The organism is Pseudomonas jessenii, from assembly GCF_002236115.1.
GTDB lineage: Bacteria > Pseudomonadota > Gammaproteobacteria > Pseudomonadales > Pseudomonadaceae > Aquipseudomonas > Aquipseudomonas jessenii.
Genome location: NZ_NIWT01000003.1, coordinates 54,675 through 71,823 on the forward strand (window position 1 = coordinate 54,675; position 17,149 = coordinate 71,823).

General features: G+C 58.0%; 19 protein-coding genes. 12 read left to right on the forward strand and 7 right to left on the reverse strand.

What is annotated here, in order from left to right; translation table 11 throughout:
* The first annotated feature begins 4 nt into the window (after window positions 1-4).
* A complete protein-coding gene (locus tag PSJE_RS09335) occupies window positions 5-898 on the forward strand; it encodes a sensor histidine kinase (RefSeq protein WP_057713846.1) in 894 nt (297 codons plus the stop codon).
* Window positions 895-1,554 (forward strand): response regulator transcription factor, encoded by a 660-nt coding sequence (locus tag PSJE_RS09340; protein WP_057713845.1) that lies wholly within the window; start codon window positions 895-897, stop codon window positions 1,552-1,554. The genes PSJE_RS09335 and PSJE_RS09340 overlap by 4 nt, the downstream gene beginning before the upstream one ends.
* Here the strand turns inward: PSJE_RS09340 and yegS are convergent.
* On the reverse strand, window positions 1,538-2,455 hold the full coding sequence (yegS, locus tag PSJE_RS09345; protein WP_090457034.1) for a lipid kinase YegS: 918 nt from the start codon (window positions 2,453-2,455) through the stop codon (window positions 1,538-1,540). The two genes, PSJE_RS09340 and yegS, sit on opposite strands and share 17 nt — an antisense overlap.
* Window positions 2,456-2,663: 208 nt before the next feature.
* Here yegS and PSJE_RS31575 point away from each other — a divergent pair, with 208 nt between their 5' ends.
* Entirely contained in the window at window positions 2,664-2,978 is a 315-nt protein-coding gene (locus PSJE_RS31575) for a hypothetical protein (RefSeq protein WP_224795438.1), read from the forward strand.
* A gap of 65 nt (window positions 2,979-3,043) precedes the next feature.
* Here the strand turns inward: PSJE_RS31575 and PSJE_RS09355 are convergent, their stop codons facing one another.
* Together PSJE_RS09355 and moaB are read right to left on the reverse strand one after the other, a co-directional pair.
* Complete coding sequence (locus PSJE_RS09355) at window positions 3,044-4,270, reverse strand: molybdopterin molybdotransferase MoeA (RefSeq protein ID WP_090457036.1); 1,227 nt, start codon at window positions 4,268-4,270, stop codon at window positions 3,044-3,046.
* The gene (moaB, locus tag PSJE_RS09360; RefSeq protein WP_090457038.1) at window positions 4,254-4,793 is read right to left on the reverse strand and encodes a molybdenum cofactor biosynthesis protein B; all 540 of its coding nucleotides are present in this window, start codon (window positions 4,791-4,793) and stop codon (window positions 4,254-4,256) included. The genes PSJE_RS09355 and moaB overlap by 17 nt, the downstream gene beginning before the upstream one ends.
* An 81-nt stretch (window positions 4,794-4,874) precedes the next feature.
* Between moaB and mobA the strand changes: the two genes are divergently transcribed.
* Both mobA and PSJE_RS09370 read left to right on the forward strand, forming a co-directional pair.
* A complete protein-coding gene (gene mobA, locus PSJE_RS09365; protein WP_090457040.1) occupies window positions 4,875-5,477 on the forward strand; it encodes a molybdenum cofactor guanylyltransferase MobA in 603 nt (200 codons plus the stop codon).
* A gap of 77 nt (window positions 5,478-5,554) precedes the next feature.
* On the forward strand, window positions 5,555-5,776 hold the full coding sequence (locus PSJE_RS09370) for a YgdI/YgdR family lipoprotein (RefSeq protein ID WP_090457042.1): 222 nt from the start codon (window positions 5,555-5,557) through the stop codon (window positions 5,774-5,776).
* Window positions 5,777-5,860: 84 nt separating this feature from the next.
* On the opposite strand, the gene PSJE_RS09375 is transcribed toward PSJE_RS09370, so the two are convergent.
* The 4 genes from PSJE_RS09375 to PSJE_RS09390 form a co-directional block, all read right to left on the reverse strand.
* On the reverse strand, window positions 5,861-6,751 hold the full coding sequence (locus tag PSJE_RS09375) for a pseudouridine synthase (protein ID WP_090457044.1): 891 nt from the start codon (window positions 6,749-6,751) through the stop codon (window positions 5,861-5,863).
* A gap of 334 nt (window positions 6,752-7,085) precedes the next feature.
* Window positions 7,086-7,403, reverse strand: coding sequence for a transcriptional regulator (locus tag PSJE_RS09380; RefSeq protein ID WP_090457046.1), 318 nt, complete (start codon window positions 7,401-7,403; stop codon window positions 7,086-7,088).
* A gap of 172 nt (window positions 7,404-7,575) precedes the next feature.
* Complete coding sequence (locus PSJE_RS09385) at window positions 7,576-7,812, reverse strand: glutaredoxin family protein (RefSeq protein ID WP_057713838.1); 237 nt, start codon at window positions 7,810-7,812, stop codon at window positions 7,576-7,578.
* 105 nt (window positions 7,813-7,917) lie between these two features.
* Entirely contained in the window at window positions 7,918-9,126 is a 1,209-nt protein-coding gene (locus PSJE_RS09390; protein ID WP_090457048.1) for an ammonium transporter, read from the reverse strand.
* Window positions 9,127-9,454: 328 nt separating this feature from the next.
* On the opposite strand from PSJE_RS09390, the gene PSJE_RS09395 reads away from it, so the two are divergent.
* The 7 genes from PSJE_RS09395 (at window position 9,455) to PSJE_RS09425 (ending at window position 17,139) form a co-directional block, all read left to right on the forward strand.
* On the forward strand, window positions 9,455-9,769 hold the full coding sequence (locus tag PSJE_RS09395) for an ElaB/YgaM/YqjD family protein (protein ID WP_057713836.1): 315 nt from the start codon (window positions 9,455-9,457) through the stop codon (window positions 9,767-9,769).
* A gap of 1 nt (window position 9,770) precedes the next feature.
* Complete coding sequence (locus PSJE_RS09400) at window positions 9,771-10,160, forward strand: phage holin family protein (RefSeq protein WP_057713835.1); 390 nt, start codon at window positions 9,771-9,773, stop codon at window positions 10,158-10,160.
* Entirely contained in the window at window positions 10,157-10,501 is a 345-nt protein-coding gene (locus PSJE_RS09405) for a hypothetical protein (protein ID WP_090457050.1), read from the forward strand. The genes PSJE_RS09400 and PSJE_RS09405 overlap by 4 nt, the downstream gene beginning before the upstream one ends.
* Before the next feature lie 216 nt (window positions 10,502-10,717).
* Window positions 10,718-12,046 carry a deoxyguanosinetriphosphate triphosphohydrolase gene (locus PSJE_RS09410; RefSeq protein ID WP_057713833.1) on the forward strand — a complete coding sequence of 443 codons (1,329 nt, stop codon included), beginning with the start codon at window positions 10,718-10,720 and terminating at the stop codon, window positions 12,044-12,046.
* Window positions 12,047-12,224: 178 nt separating this feature from the next.
* Entirely contained in the window at window positions 12,225-12,617 is a 393-nt protein-coding gene (locus tag PSJE_RS09415; RefSeq protein ID WP_090457052.1) for a response regulator, read from the forward strand.
* Between the two features lie 245 nt (window positions 12,618-12,862).
* On the forward strand, window positions 12,863-13,489 hold the full coding sequence (locus PSJE_RS09420) for a response regulator transcription factor (protein WP_057713831.1): 627 nt from the start codon (window positions 12,863-12,865) through the stop codon (window positions 13,487-13,489).
* 8 nt (window positions 13,490-13,497) lie between these two features.
* Window positions 13,498-17,139: a transporter substrate-binding domain-containing protein gene (locus tag PSJE_RS09425; RefSeq protein WP_090457054.1), complete on the forward strand. Its 3,642-nt coding sequence runs from the start codon at window positions 13,498-13,500 to the stop codon at window positions 17,137-17,139.
* The last annotated feature ends 10 nt before the right edge of the window (window positions 17,140-17,149 follow it).

Here is a 17,149-nt window from a genome sequence, read left to right on the forward strand (position 1 = left end):
CGCTATGCACGCCAGCCTCAAGTCAATCGCCACGTGGCCACCCTCCCGAGCAAATGCACGCCTATTCACGCTGTTGCTATGTGCCTGCTCGACCCTCGGCAGCTTGCTGGTCCATGGCTTGTCCATTCCGTTGCCCCTGTCATTGCTGGTGCTCAACGTTGCGGCGCTGACCAGTGTTGCCGTGCAGTACTGCCTCTCGCGCAAATCGATCAAATTCCAGCCTCAGGAACTGGCGGACCGGCTGTTGCAGGTCCAGGAAAACGAGCGTCACCGGCTGAGCCGCGAACTGCATGACGACATCGGTCAATTGCTGACCGCCGCCAAACTGCAAAGCGACTGGCTCAAACGCCGGATGCCCGAAGAGCTCCAGGGACAATGCGCGGTCCTCTGCGACACGCTGGAAGAAACCCTGGCCAAAGTTCGTGACGTATCCGCCATTCTCAATCCCCGGCAGTTGACCAGCCTTGGGCTGGAAGCCAGTCTGCGGGCACACCTGCTCAAGACCCTGGCCAACACCCCGGTGCACTGGAGCCTGGAATGCCAGCAGCGCCTGACCGGCATACCGGAGGAAATGGCCGTGGCAGCTTTCCGTATTACCCAGGAAGCGGTCACCAACATCCTGCGACATGCCCAGGCCAAGAACCTGCTGGTATGCCTGCAGCGCCTGCCTCAAGGCCTGAAGTTGCAGATCAGCGATGATGGTCAGGGTTTCGCGCCCGCAACAGACCCTGGTCGTGAAGGGCAGCGCGGTATGGCCGGGATGTCGGAACGGATCGATCAACTGGGCGGCACACTGACCGTTACCAGCGAGCCGGGCAAAGGCACTCAAATCGAAGCTCTTTTTCCCTGGGCGCCCCGTGCGCTCGAACGGGCCAGTTCGAATAAGGTTATGCATTGACTTGTAACTTACTACTGGTGGATGACCACTCGCTGATCAGGGCTGGCGTGCGCGCCCTGGTAATGGATCTGCCCGGCTATGCCGTCATCGGTGAGGCCAGTGACGGCTCGCAGCTGCTCGAAATGGTTGGGCGTCTCTCCCCGGATATTATCCTGCTGGATATTTCGATGCGCCAGACCGGCGGCCTCGAAGCCTTGCAGCAACTCAAGCGGGTGCGCCCGCAGAGCAAGGTCCTGATCCTCTCGATGCACACCGACCCTGCCCTGATCATGCAGGCGCTGGAGTCCGGAGCCCATGGCTACCTGCTCAAGGACACCACGGCGACCGAACTCGAGCACGCGCTGGAAGCCTTGCGCAACAACGAGCGCTATCTGAGCCCGGCCATTGCCCACACAGTGATCACTCAGGCACTGACCCGAAACCAGAAGCACCGACCCGAACCTGCCGACTCGCACAACCTGACGGCACGTCAGCTGGAAATCCTGCGGTTGATCGTTCGCGGAAAATCCACCCGAGAGATCGCCAACGGCCTGGGGTTGAGCGTCAAGACCGTCGAAACCCACCGCTCGCAGATCATGAAGCGCTTGCAGATCTACGATGTGGCCGGCCTGGTGCTGTTTGCCGTACGTGAACAAATCATCAGCCTCGATGACTAGGCACTTCACTGTCGCGTAACAACGGCGAATTCTCAGGTAGATGCACGAGTAAAGCCGCCGGGCGAACCGAGAAACGCAGGCTGTCCCCTTCCAGCGGTTCACCATCAAGGTTGATGTACAGCCCTTCCGAAACCTTGATCTCGACCCAGGGCAGGCGCGCCCGAACAAACATGCTGTCGATGCCAAAGCCTTCGGTCAGCAGGTTTTTCAAAGTACTGACCACCTCCTGCGGTGCCGGCAGGATGCTGATATCCAGCAAACCGTCATCAACCAGTGCCTGCGGGCACAATTCCCGCCCGCCTCCGGCCTGCCGACCATTGCCGATGCCCAGTGCCAGCAGATCGCCGCGCCAGTGAAAGTCCGGCCCCTGCAATTCACCGTACGCGGTATGCAGCTCATTGAAGCGTGACAAGCCGGTGAACAGATACGCCGCACCGCCGAGGATTTTCTTCAGATCCTCCGGGGTGTTCGCTGTGACATGACTGCCGAACCCACCGGTCGCCATGTTCAAGAATATCTGCCCATCAACCTCCCCCAGATCAATGGCAGTCGGCACGCTATCGAGCAGCTCCAGCGCCTGATCGGGTTCCAGGGACACACCCGCCGCACGCGCAAAATCATTGGCGGTACCTAGCGGCATCAATACCAGGCTGGCTTTTATCGAATGCTGCGCCATAGCCTCGGCAATATCGCGCAAGGTGCCATCGCCACCGCCGGCAATGATGTATCGATACCCGGCCGCCAACGCTTCGCCCACCAGCCTTTGCGCATCGCCGGCTTCCCAGGTCAATCGAACAGCCAGCTCCCGACCTCGCTCACGCTGGCTTTCGACGGCGGTGCGAACCGCCTCGTTGAGCGCTTGCTTGCCATGCAGAATCAATAGCGCCTTGCGATCGCTCATTACTCACTCCCGGTTTGAATGGCATCTGGGAGATGTTGACCGCGAAGGCTCCGGTAAAAGTCGCCAGAAATCGAATTATTTCCAGTCGGAAAGCCTTGGCCCCCACACGGCAGGACTTTTCTTACAAAACGTTAGGAATCGGCTCAATTGACCGAAAATCTGAATTGGTAGACTTTGAGGATCCAGCTGGACATCACAAGGACGTGCCATGCAACACCAAAACCTCGCATCACCGGCCATCCTGGTCTTGCCGCTCGCAGATAACAAAAATACAGGCCATCGAGCTGAATGCCGCAACAGCACAAAAGCCACGGGAGAAATTGATATGGAACCTCGCGTCACCGAGCTGGAGACACACCTCAAGTGCATACGCCGGGACATTGAAGAAGCCCGGGATGACGTCAAGTCCATCAGGCACCGGCTTGTCTATTCCGCCTGCGGAACAGCCGTGATCCTCTGTCTCCTTGGCTGGATCGCCAATAGCCGTTTCGAGCAGGTCATTTCATTGCTTCTGGCCCATTGAGTGGCCCCCCCACACAAGACCCGACTCAATCAACCGGGTCTTGTGTGACAACGCCGCTGAAGCTATCAGCTCAGGACTTCACTCAGCGGAATGAAGAAAACGCTATCGCCCTGAACCAGCGTGCGACCTTCCAGGACCTCTACCAGTCCATCAGCCCAGGCAGCGCTGCGCAGAACACCGGAACTCTGGTTTTTGTAGATCGTCGCCCTGCCGCTTTCCAGCCGTCCGCGCAAATACTCACGCCGATTGCCTGGCTGGAGCCAGTCAAACCCTGCCGGCACCTGCACCTTCAGCGGCTCAACGTCCATTACCCCCTGACGGCGCAAGAGATAGGGCCTGGTCAACAAGGCAAAGGTCACGAGGGTCGATGCGGGATTGCCCGGCAAGCCAATCACCGGCACACCGCGAAAATGCCCGAACGTCAGCGGTTTACCGGGCTTGATGGCGAGTTTCCAAAGCGTCAGTTCGCCCTCCTCGCGCAAAGCGATGCCCAGAAAATCGGCTTCCCCCACCGATACGCCACCGGTCGAGAGGATCAGGTCGACATCTTTCAACTCACCTAATCGGGTGCGAGTGGTTTCCAGATTGTCCGGCAGAATTCCCGCGTCGACGACCTCACACCCCAAACGCTGCAACCAGCTACACAACAACACCCGGTTGCTGTTGTAGATCTGTCCTGGCCCCAGGGTCTGCCCCGGCTCAATCAACTCGTCGCCGGTAGACAGCACCGCCACGCGCACCTTTCGAACCACCTCCAGCTCAGCGCATCCCAGGGAGGCAGCCAATCCTTGCTCGATCGGCCCCATCTGCGTACCTGCTGGCAGAATCAGCTCGCCGACAGTGGTTTCCTGGCCTTGCGGACGGATGTTCTGGCCTTGGGTCAAGGCTTGAGTGAAACGTACTCGCTCATCGGCCTGAACCTCGGCGTTCTCCTGCATCTCGACGCAATCGGCACCGGCGGGAACAGGCGCCCCGGTGAAAATGCGCGCACAGGTTCCTGGCTGCAACGGATCGGGGGCCTGGCCGGCAAACACCTTCTGACTAACCGGTAACGGCTCTCCCGTCCAGTCGACCATGCGCAAGGCATAACCATCCATGGCACTGTTGGGCCAGGGCGGCAAATCAAGCGTCGATACCAGATCTTGCGCCAGTACACGCCCCTGTACCTGCGCCAACGGCAAGCGTTCACGCTCGACAATCCTTGAGGCCTCGGCCATTTCCAGCAAGCGCGCCAACGCCTGCTCGACAGGCATCAGGCTGCCAGACTTGCCAGGCTTACCCACGGGATTCACAAGGCGCGGCCTGTTTCAAATGAGGCACGAAATTGCACGGCCGATGCCGCGCATCCAGCTGCTCGGCCAAAATGCCGTCCCAAGCGGTGCGCACAGCATTGGTCGAGCCCGGCAAGCAGCAAACCAGCGTGCCGTTGGCCAGACCGGCCAACGCCCGGGACTGAACGGTCGAGGTACCGATATCGGCAACCGAAATCTGGCGGAACAGCTCACCAAATCCATCGACCTGTTTGTCCAGCAGGCACGCAACGGCTTCCGGCGTGCTGTCACGTCCGGTAAAACCGGTGCCGCCGGTGATCAGCACCACCTGCACGACATCGTCGGCAATCCAGTTGGCGACTTGCGCGCGAATTTTGTACAGGTCATCTTTGAGCAACACCCGGGCCGCCAGGTAATGACCGGCAGCGGTCAAGCCGTCGACAAAGACCTGACCTGAGGTGTCGGTTTCCAGTGTGCGGGTATCGCTGACAGTCAGCACTGCAATATTCAGCGGTGCGAAAGGTACATCAGCCTTGGCTTTCATAGGCTCGTCCAGTTGTAGGAGAAACAGCCCGGTGTTATATCACAGCGCTCTGTTTTTTCGCCGCCCCCATGGAGGCTTGCCATGACCACGAATTCACAATTGCCACCCTGCTCCATTCTGCTCCTGGCGGGCGGCCGCGGCCAACGTATGGGTGGGCGGGATAAAGGCTTGCTGGACTGGCACGGCGAACCGCTGATTGTGCATCTGCATCGCAAGACCCGCCCGCTGACCGATGACCTGATCATCTCCTGCAATCGTAACCCTGAGAAGTACGCCCCCTACGCCGACCAGTTGGTCCACGATGATGAAGGTGACTTCCCCGGGCCGCTGGCCGGTATTCGCGCAGGCCTGAAAGCTGCTCGCCATACCCATCTGCTGGTCATGCCCTGTGACGTTCCGGGCATTGATGCGGCGCTGATCGACAATATGCGCGAGGCCGCCAACCTGCATCCGGACAAGCCGCTGATGGTGCGGCATGATCACCACTGGGAGCCGTTGTTGTGTGTGATTCCCGTGCTACACAGGGCAGCATTCGAAAATGCCTGGAACGAGGGTGAGCGCAGCCCTGGCCGGTTGATGCGCAATCTCGGTGCGACCGCGCTGCAATGCCCCGACAACGACCCTCGGCTGGCAAATCTCAACACGCCGGAACTTTTAAGCGGTCATGACACTGTGTCAGACTGATATCGATCAGGAACTTGCGCGGACGCTGCACGTCTCAAGTTCAGCAACCACAGAATTCTTATTCGGAGACACAACTCATGACTCAACGGACCCTCGCCACTTTCATGCTCGCACTGGGCCTTGCCACCCTCGCCGGTTGTGCATCGCCTACAGTGATCACCTTGAATGACGGTCGCGAAATCCAGGCCGTCGACACGCCGCAATTCGACAAGGATTCCGGTTTCTACGAATTCGAACAGCTCGACGGCAAGCAGACCCGCATCAACAAAGATCAGATTCGGACCGTCAAGGAGCTGTAATCCCGACGCCGCCGGATACAGAAAAGCCCGCTTGATGCGGGCTTTTTCATGCCTGGAGAACAGCGCTTCAGGATCGTGTCCCGATCACCATTGCAGGGTGATTTCACTCTCGAACTCACGCGCCTGGCCCGTGACCGGATCGATAAACTTCAGCCCCTGAGCCAGCAACTTCAAAGGATTGGCGTAGTCATCCTGCGCATCCTTGAGCACTTCGGGGTAAAACGGGTCGTTGCAGATAGCGGCTCCCAACGCCGCCATATGTACCCGTAGCTGATGTTTCTTGCCCGTCACCGGGTAAAGACCATAACGCCAGAGCTCCCCCAGTTTCTCCCTGACTTCGACCGCCGTCTCGGTATTGCTGGCCCCCGGGCCTTCCTGCATGCGGAAGAACGGTTCGCCATCGACCAGTCGGCTTTTATGCACCAACGGAAAAGCCAGACTGGGCAGCGCCTTCGCGATGGCCTCGTAGCGCTTTTCGATCTGCCGGGTTGGAAACAACGCCTGATAAGCCGAACGGGTCTGCGGATTGGCGGAAAACAGCACCAGCCCCGCGGTGTGCCGGTCGATGCGATGCAATGGCACCAGGTGCGGATTGTCCAGGCGACGGATCAAGCGCCGGAGCAGCGTTTGTTCGACGTATTCGCCAGCCGGGGTCACCGGCAGGAAATGCGGCTTGTCGGCGACCACCAGATGCTCATCCGCGTACAGAATCGACTCGATCACCGGGATCGGTTTTTCATCCGGCACTTCGCGAAAATAATGAATCCGCAAACCTTCCCTGTAGGCCAGGTCGAGGGCAATCGGCATGCCCTGCCCATCGAGGACCCGGCCACGGGCAATTCTGTCCAGCCATTGTTCACGACCGATGGCGCTGAAATGCTCACACAGGCAATCGACAACGGTCTGCCACGGGCCAGGTGGCAAGTAGAGCGTACTGGCCTGACTGTGTGCCGCGGAAAAAGAAGAAGTGGACATACGAAAGCTCTAACCTCAGTGCAGAGCGGCATTATCCAACAGCAAGGGGAATGAACCTAGGGGGCGTTCTCAATTAGTTTTCCCGTCGCGTTGTCGCCTTAAAGCGGGCCAGGCAAGGCGCAGGCCGCTGGAAATGGTTGTTCCCTTTCCAAGGCCTGCAACGCAGCCTGGCCCGTTTTAAGGCACAACCCGAAGGGCCGGGCCTGCTGTTGTGCAGGGCTGCGTTGCTCGAAGCTTATTTGGAATGACCAAACCACGCTTCTCGCGCCTTGCCCTGCACAACAGCAGGCCCGGCGCGGCGTGAAAACTAATTGAGAACGCCCCCTAAGATTCCTCAAGCCGGGATCCGCGCGCGCGCCGCCGCTTCGGTGTACTCCTTGAGCCAGCGCAGTACATCGACCGCCTCCCAGCGGGCGGGATCATACAGGGCGTACAACAATCCCTGATAACCCACGACATCGAGTTGCCGGTGATAACCCGCGCGTTGAAACAAGGCTTCGATTTCTGCGAAACAGGTATTGAAATGCGTTTTGTTGAAGGGCGTTTTCCCCTCGGTCACCAGACCATCCAGGCGCAACTCAAGGACAGCCTCGCGCACGACGTCCGCGGACATCCGGTTCACGCTATTCTTCAACTGTTCGACATTGACCACGATTCATCCCTCTCACGCCCGGGCTTGCCTGCTCACTCCCGAAAATCAGGAACGGCAAGACAGGCACTTCGAATAACTGTATACACATACAGTATCCGATCAACACCGAATAAGCCAAGGGGATCAATCGTAAAGTTCGACAGGCGGGACACGCCACCAACGCAAAAACCGCTCAACCCAGGAACGCCACCACCTGATCGGCACTGAAAGGCCAGCCCAGTTCAGCACCGGTATCGACTCGCCGCAACACCGGAATTCGCAGGCTGTAGGCTGCGAACCATGTTTCATCGTCAGCGATATCCACCAGCTCCACCAGCAGGCCGCGCTCGACGAATTCCATCAACATGGCTTCGGCTACTTCACAAAGATGGCATCCAAGGGTGCCGAACAGCTGACATTCGGGAAGCATGAGCGCTCAACCAGAAAATGAAGTGATCATTCTAGGCCTGCCCCGAAAAACCGTCGAGCCATTGCGGCCCCTGCCATGATGCCGCCGACCATGAAAAGACCTGAGTCAGTCCTGGCTCACGGCGCCGATCTTGTGGATCGACAGGTCCGCGCCGTAATACTCCTCTTCCTGACTCAGGCGCAATCCATGCAGCGCCTTGATCACGCCATACACTGCAAACCCGCCGGCCAGTGCCACTGTGATGCCCAGCGCAGTGCCGATCAACTGGCTGATCAGGCTGACCCCGCCCAACCCGCCCAAAGCGGTCTGGCCGAAGATGCCGCAGGCAATGCCGCCCCACACGCCGCACAAACCATGCAACGGCCACACACCCAACACATCGTCGATGTGCCATTTGCCTTGGGCCGCGGTAAAGCACCAGACAAACAGCGCCCCCGCAACGGCACCGGTGACCAGCGCCCCCACAGGATGCATCAGGTCGGAACCGGCACAGATTGCCACGAGCCCCGCCAACGGGCCGTTGTGCAGAAAGCCAGGGTCATTGCGCCCGACAATCAGCGCCGCCACCGTACCGCCAACCATGGCCATCAACGAATTCACCGCCACCAGTCCGCTGACACCTTGCAGGGTTTGCGCGCTCATGACGTTGAAGCCGAACCAGCCAACAATCAGGATCCACGAGCCCAGTGCCAGAAACGGGATGCTCGATGGCGCGAACGCGACCAGCCGACCGTCGCGATAGCGGCCATTACGCGGTCCGAGCAACAACACCGCCGCCAGTGCCAGCCAACCGCCCATGGCATGCACCACCACCGATCCTGCGAAGTCATGGAAACCGGCACCAAAGCGCTCCAGCAACCAGGCTTGCAGACCCAGGTTGCCGTTCCAGACAATGCCTTCGAAGAACGGATAGATGAACGCGACGATCAACACGGTTGCACACAACTGGGGAACAAACCGGGCGCGCTCGGCGATGCCTCCGGAAATGATCGCCGGGATCGCCGCGGCAAAGGTCAGCAGGAAGAAAAACTTCACCAGGCCATAACCATGGTCGGCATTGAGCACCGCCGCTGGTTGCATGAACGTCACGCCATAGGAAATCCAATAGCCTATAAAGAAGTAGGCCAGTGTCGAAACGGCGAAGTCGCTGAGGATTTTCGACAACGCATTGACCTGGTTTTTCTGTCGCACGGTTCCGACTTCGAGAAAGGCGAAACCGGCGTGCATGGCCAGAACCATGACCGCACCGATCAGAATGAACAGCGTGTTGGAGCTATGGACCAAGGTGTCCACAGCGCTTTGCAGGTTTTCCATGGGATGGGCAGACCTTATGGCAGAAAAAAGCACCAAAGCAGTTCGCGATGACTGGCCATGCACCAAGTTGCAGCCTCAAGACATCAGCGCACTGATCTCGTTGAACCACTTTGGCGCACGGACGCCGTCCAGGAAAAACGCGCCCCGGACGTTTACGCGAGTTTTTGATTGTTGGTCCTACGGTTTTACTGAAATCATGCCCGGCAATAGCGCAATGGTGCGGACCGGCGCACCACGACTCAGCAAAAGTTGTACCAGTCATTTGTACTGAACCTTCGCCGAAGGCTCATACTCGAACGCATCAGAAAGCCACTTAAGGAGATCCACCATGGCCCGCCCCCAGGCAAAGACTGCTCAAGAAATCCTGATGAACGACTTTCAGACACTGGTCAGTGACACCGAACGCTTGCTGGAGCACACCGCGACCCTGGCCGGCGATCAGGCCGACGAGTTGCGCGAGCAGATCCACGAAAGTCTCTTGCGTGCCCGTGAAACCCTGAAGCTGACCGAAGACTCCCTGCGCGAACGCGGCAAGGCTGCTGTCACCGCCACGGAAGACTATGTCCAGGCCAACCCTTGGCAATCCGTCGGGATCGCGGCCGGCGTGGGTTTCCTGATCGGCCTGCTGGCCAGCCGGCGCTGATATGTCGATCGGCGAATCCGGCCCGTCCGTGACGGGAACAAGCTCCTCATCGCGGCGCCTGGGTGCTGCCTTCCTTGGGTTGCTGCACAGCCATGTCGAGCTGTTCGGCATCGAACTGCAGGAACAAAAAGCCCGCACCGTCAGCCTCTTGCTGTTTGCGGGCCTGGCGCTGGTGTTTGCGTTGCTGCTGTTGGTGGGGCTGTCGACGCTGGTGCTTATCGTGTTCTGGGACACGTATCGCCTGACCGCCATCATCGGGCTCTGTGTGTTCTACTCCCTCGCCGCCATATTCTGTGGAATGCGCTTGAGAGCGGCGATTTTCGATGAGTCCTCGCCCTTCCATGGCACCCTGGAAGAGCTGGCCAACGATCGGGAGCGCCTGCTGCCATGAACCTGCCTGAATTGCCACAAAACAGCTCACGCACGGAAATGCGCAAGGCCCTGATCCGCCTGCGCATGGAAATGCACCGCCAGGAAATCCGCCACGAATCCTCGCAACTGCTGCAGCCCTTGCAACGGGTGCGCGGGATGACGCAAAACCTGCAGGACGGCTTCTGCATCAAGCACGCTCCACTCTGGGGCGTGGCCGCCGTCACCTTGCTGGGCTTTCTGACCGGCAAGGGTGCGAAAAACGGGGGTGGCCTCAGCAGTCTGACCCGGCTGATCCGCCTCGGCACCACACTGGGACCGCTGATCAAACTGATCATGCAGGGCTCTTCGCGCAAAGACTGATCAGTTTCTTTCTGGCTGCATGCTTGCAAAGTCGACGGGATGCGCTCCTCTATCGAGGGGTGCAATCCTGTGCGCCTACCCGGTCAACAGGCACCCTCCAGAAAATGATCTTGCAAGGAGGCCTCGATATCAACGCCGCCGGGTTGTAGTTCCGCTTGCAGGTCATGGCGCGAAACGGGAAGCTAGGCCATCAGACACCTGACGGAGTGACCCGCCTTGGATTGGCATACCCTGCTTACCCGCGAACGCCTCGGAAAACCTTTGCACAGCCCGGAAGAACTCGGCCGCAGCCCTTTTCACAAAGACCACGACCGCATCATTTTCTCGGGAGCTTTCCGCCGTCTCGGGCGCAAGACCCAGGTCCATCCGGTGTCCAGCAACGACCACATTCATACGCGCCTGACCCACTCGCTGGAAGTCAGTTGTGTGGGTCGCTCACTGGGCATGCGCGTCGGCGAAACCATCCGCAGGACCCTGCCCGAATGGTGCGAACCCAGCGACCTGGGGATGGTGGTGCAATCGGCCTGCCTGGCACACGACATCGGCAACCCGCCGTTCGGCCATTCCGGCGAAGACGCGATCCGCCATTGGTTCCAGCAAGCCGCCGGCCGTGGCTGGCTGGATGCAATGAGTGAAGCCGAGCGCAATGACTTCCTGAATTTCGAAGGCAATGCCCAAGGCTTTCGGGTACTCACCCAACTTGAGTATCACCAGTTCGACGGCGGCACCCGCCTGACCTATGCAACGCTGGGCACGTACCTGAAGTATCCATGGACGGCCAGGCACGCCGACTCGCTGGGCTACAAGAAACACAAGTTCGGCTGTTATCAGAGCGAGCTGCCACTGCTGGAACAGATCGCCCAAAAACTCGGCCTGCCACAACTGGAGGAGCAACGCTGGGCGCGGCACCCGCTGGTGTACCTGATGGAGGCCGCCGACGACATCTGCTATGCGCTGATCGACCTGGAAGACGGCCTGGAAATGGAGTTGCTGGAATACGCCGAAGTCGAATCCCTGCTGTTGGGCCTGGTGGGCGATGACTTACCGGAGACCTATCGCCAGCTCGGTCCCGACGATTCGCGCCGACGCAAACTGGCTATCCTGCGCGGTAAAGCCATCGAGCACTTGACCAATGCCGCGGCCCGCGCCTTCGTCGAGCAACAGGATGCGCTGCTGGCCGGTACACTGCCCGGCGATCTGGTGGAACACATGCACGGTCCCGCCAAGCGTTGCGTGCTCAATGCCAAGGACATGGCCCGCAAGAAAATCTTCCAGGACAAACGCAAGACCCTGCATGAGATCGGCGCCTACACCACGCTGGAAATCCTGCTCAACGCCTTTTGCGGTGCCGCGCTGGAACAGCACAATGGGCGTACACCGTCGTTCAAGAGCCGCCGCATCCTTGACCTGCTGGGCAACAATGCACCCGATCCTCACGGCCCGTTGCACACTTCGTTTTTGCGCATGATTGATTTCATCGCCGGCATGACCGACAGCTATGCCAGTGACATGGCCTTGGAAATGACCGGCCGCGCCAGCCACTGAGGTGTATCGATTGATCAGCCATTACGGCATTCGTTATGGCTGATACCCCCTTCAGCATCCAACTGCACTCAAGTTTCGTCGAATTGCCCTACAGCACATGTCGAGCAAACTGATCGCTTGCCCGGTACTCTCGCGAAACAATCGCCCTCCCTTCCGTTCGACAGATGAAGTGCGCGCCATGGCCGAAGACGATCTACGCATCCTCGTGGTGGAAGACCATCCCTTCCAACTGATAGCCACTCAATGCCTGCTGGAAAGTTATGGCTTCACCCGGCTGACGACAACCGACAGCGCCAAAGGCGCCCTGCTGCAACTGCTCGGGGCCGACCAACCGTTCGACATCCTTTTATGCGATCAATGCCTGCCCGACCTGACGGGACTCGATCTGGTCCGGTTCGCCAGCCAGCGAGGGTTGATCAGGCAGGCGATCATTCTCAGTAGCCTGACGACATCTGAACTGGATGAGCTTGAAAAAACGGCCTCTGAACAGAGGCTGCCATTATTGGGTTTTTTGATAAAACCACTGAAACAATCTGAATTTAGAGACTTGTTGACATCAGCACTACTATAGAAAAAAACATATAAAAACTGACAAACATACATTGAAAAGCTTACAAACAACTTCCATTTAAAGCACACCCGCATGTTGGACTTCTTTCAGCCTTCCTAATAAGAAACCTAGTTAATACGTAGTCCCATTCTTTTTCATCTGTAGGATTTTTCCTATATTGCTGCTACAGACTGGTCAGTTCATGCGTCCCTTCAAGTATCTGAGCTATGGTGCGCGCTTTATTTGAGCTCGCATGGGACTTGATTATGAACTCCGTTTTTATTGTCGACGATCACCCGGTTATCCGCCTTGCCGTTCGAATGTTACTGGAACATGAAGGTTACAAAGTCGTCGGCGAAACTGACAATGGGGTCGATGCCATGCAGATGGTTCGCGAATGCATGCCGGACCTGGTCATTCTCGACATCAGCATTCCAAAACTGGATGGCCTGGAAGTGCTATCCCGATTCAATGCAATGAGCACCCCCCTTAAAACCCTGGTACTGACAGCACAATGCCCGACACTTTTCGGTATTCGTTGCATGCAATCGGGTGCATCGGGCTATGTCTGCAAACAAGAGGACATCAGTGAACTGGTCAGCGCCATAAAAGCGGTATTTGCAGGTTACAACTATTTTCCGAGCGAGGCTTTGAACCCCATCCGCGGAGATGAAACACGCTGCATGGAACTGGAACTGTTCAAATCCGTAAACGACCGGGAACTGATGGTCTTGCAACTTTTTGCCCAAGGCCGCACAAACAAGGAAATCGCCAAGGGCATGTTTCTGAGTAACAAGACCGTGAGCACCTACAAAAAGCGCCTCATGCAGAAACTCAAAGCCAAATCCCTGGTTGAACTGATCGAGATGGCAAAACGTAACGCACTCGTGTGAGAACCTGGATGCCCAGACGTTTGAAGGTCTATCTGATTCAATTGACCGCAGGTCTATGCGTGAGCACCTCGTTGTTCGGAGCACCGGGCAATGAAAACTACACGCTGCTCAGCCGCTCGAAGGTCGGAGCGCTGGAGGTTCGGCTGGATGAATCCCAGCGACAATGGATCAAACAAAAAAACCAACTGACGCTCGGTACGTCGGCCCCGGACTATCCCCCATTCGACCTGACCACCAGTGGTCAGGACTATGAAGGTTTTACCGCCGATTACGCCGGTCTCCTGGAAAAAGTAACCGGTCTGCCCGTCACGGTTCAGCGTTTCGATTCCCGAGGGGCCGCGATCACTGCGCTGGAAAATGGCGAAGTCGATCTGCTCGGCACCGCCAATGGATTCGAAGCTGGCAACGCCGACATTGCACTGTCCATACCCTATGCCGTCGACCAACCCGTATTGGTCACCCGCGAAGGGGAAACACGATCCCTCACCGATGGCCTGGCCGGATTGCGCCTGAGCATGGTGTATCACTACTTGCCGCTGGCGGAAGTCAAGGCGTTGTATCCGAAGGCGATCATCACGTCTTATCCGTCCTACCAGAATGCGATCAATGCCGTTGCTTTCGATCAGGCGGACGTGTTTCTCGGTGACACCATTTCAACTCACTACATGATCAACAAGGGGTATCTGAACAACATCCGCATGGCCAACTTCGGCAAACATGAAGCCTTTGGTTTCAGCTTCGCCGTCAACCGGAACAACCCTGAACTGCTCGGCATCATCAACGCGATGATCACGGCCATCCCCTCCAGTGAACGAGAAAACATCGCCAAACGCTGGAGCGCCGGTAGTGACATTCTGCTGACCGATCAAAAGCTGCAACTCACTGACCGCGAAGAACGCTGGCTGAGCCACCACCCGATTGTGCGCGTCGTCGTCAACGAAGCCTTTGCGCCACTGACATTTTTCGATAGCAATGGCAATTTTCGCGGGGTCACCGCAGATTTGCTTGAGCTTATCAGGCTGCGTACCGGCTTGCGCTTCGATATCCGGAGCAGTCGAAGCGATGACGAGATGATCAAACAGATCAAGGACAACAAGGTAGATGTGATCGCCGCGTTGCTCCCCAGTGCCGAACGTCAAACCCAGCTGAACTTTACCCGCCCCTTTCTGGAAAATTCCTACGTCCTGCTGACCCGCAAGGCCGCCGACAGCTCGACCAACCTCGCGCAGCTACAGGACAAGCGCCTGGCCATTGCCCGCGGCAATCCAATCATCGATTACCTGCGCAGAGAGTTTCCCCGAATCAATTTGATCGAAACCCCGGACACCTTCAGCGCCGTGGAGTTGCTCGCCGAAGGCCAGGCAGAGGGCGCGGTGAACTCACTGGTCATTGCCAATTACTTTATTTCCTCGCGGCTGTTCGAGCACACATTGCAAATCAGCACCACCATCGGCACCGAGCAGGCAGCGTTTTCCCTTGCCACCGCTCGGGGCGCCAAAGAGCTGAACGCCATTCTCGACAAGGCATTGCTGAGCATCTCGCCGGAAGAACTGGGCATCATCAACAGTCGCTGGCGCGGCTATTCGGCGTCCTCGCAAAGCACCTGGCGCAACTATCAAAGACTGTTCTACCAAATCGTCATCGGTGCCGGCGTGCTATTGCTGATTTCCATTGCGTGGAACGACTACATGCGACGCCAGATCAAGCAGCGCAAGGCCGCCGAGCGTGCACTGAACGACCAGTTCGAGTTCATGCGATCGCTGGTCAATGGCACGCCCCATCCGATCTACGTACGTGATCGCCAGGGGCTGCTGCAAAGTTGCAACGACAGTTACCTGCAAGCGTTCTGCGCCCGGCGTGAAGATGTCATTGGCAAAAGCGTCATGCAGGGATCGATGAGCAATGTGTTCGAAGCCCGGGAGTACCAGGCCGACTACCAGCGCGTGGTGGCCGAGGGCAGACCGTTGATCGTCGATCGCGAGCTGCACATTGGTGGCCGGCGGCTGACGATCTATCACTGGATTCTTCCCTATCGGGATTCCAGCGCAAAAGTGCAAGGCATTATCGGTGGCTGGATCGACATCAGCGAACGGCGGCAACTGCTCGACGATCTGCGTTGCGCGAAAGAACGCGCCGATAACGCCAACCGGGCCAAAAGCACGTTTCTGGCCACGATGAGCCATGAGATCCGCACGCCGATGAATGCAATCATCGGCATGCTTGAACTGACACTCAAGCGTCTTGATCATCAGCACCCGGAGCGTTCGGCCATCGATGTCGCGTACAACTCGGCGAAAGGGTTGCTGGAATTGATCGGCGACATTCTCGACATCGCCAGAATCGAATCAGGACGCTTGAGCCTGACTCCGGAGCGGGTTGACCTTGGTGAACTTGTGACCTCGGTCGTGCGGATTTTCGAAGGTCTGGCCCGACAGAAGGAACTCGAGCTGCTGCTGGAGTTTTCATCGGCGAACCCGACCTTCGATGTGTTGCTGGACCCATTGCGCTTCAAACAGGTGCTGTCCAACCTGATCAGCAATGCCATCAAGTTTACCGAGCAAGGCCAGGTCCGGGTCATTGTCGACCTGCACCCGGCAACGCAACCTGAGCATGTGCAGATGCGGGTGCAGGTTCACGACAGTGGTATCGGGATCAGCGAACAGGATCAACAACGCCTGTTCGAACCCTTCGCTCAGGCCGACCACGCCATGCAATCGGCCAGGGGAGGCGCAGGGCTGGGGCTGGTGATCAGCCGCAATCTCTGCGAGATGATGGGCGGCAGCCTGCAATTGCGCAGCGAGCCGGGCATCGGTACCCAAGTGGAGGTGTTGCTGCAGCTGGAAACGTTGCCGCTGCAACAGTCGGCCCGTGCGGTCGAAACCCAAGTCGTCGTCGCCACAACCCCATTGAATGTTCTGGTAGTCGACGATCACTCGGCCAATCGATTGCTCACATGCCAGCAACTAGAGTTTCTTGGACATCGATTTACCGTCGCGGCCGATGGACAGGAGGGATTGGAGGCATGGAAGGACCAGCCTTTTGATCTGGTGATCGCCGATTGCAACATGCCGGTCATGAACGGTTATGAGCTTGCCCGTGCCATTCGCCAGCATGAGCGACAACTCCAGCGTCCTCCCTGCACCGTTCTCGGCTTTACCGCCAACGCCCAACCGGAAGAAATACAACGCTGCAAACAGGCCGGAATGGACGACTGCCTGTTCAAACCCCTCAGCCTCGGAGCCTTGAGTCAATGGGTGCAAGGCATTGAACCAACCCATGTAGCCCCGGCGTTCAGCCTTCACGGGTTGAAACTGCTGACCGGGGGCAACCCGAAATTGAACCGACGATTGCTGAACGAGTTGGTGAACAGCAACCGCCAGGATCTGCCAACGCTGCTGTCGCTATCCAGCTCTGGGGATACGCAAGCGCTGCAGGACATTGCCCACAAAATCAAAGGCGCAGCCCGGATAGTACAAGCCTCCCGACTGATCGACCGCTGCGAGGCACTCGAAGCCGCCTGTCATGAGGATTCCGATCGCGAAAAAGTGGCCGGATGCTGCAAATCCATGGAGCGCACCATGCTCGAACTGGAGGACGCGTTGCTACGTCAGATCGAGCATTACGACGAAGGCAAACTGCCAGAGCCTTAACTATGCTTGG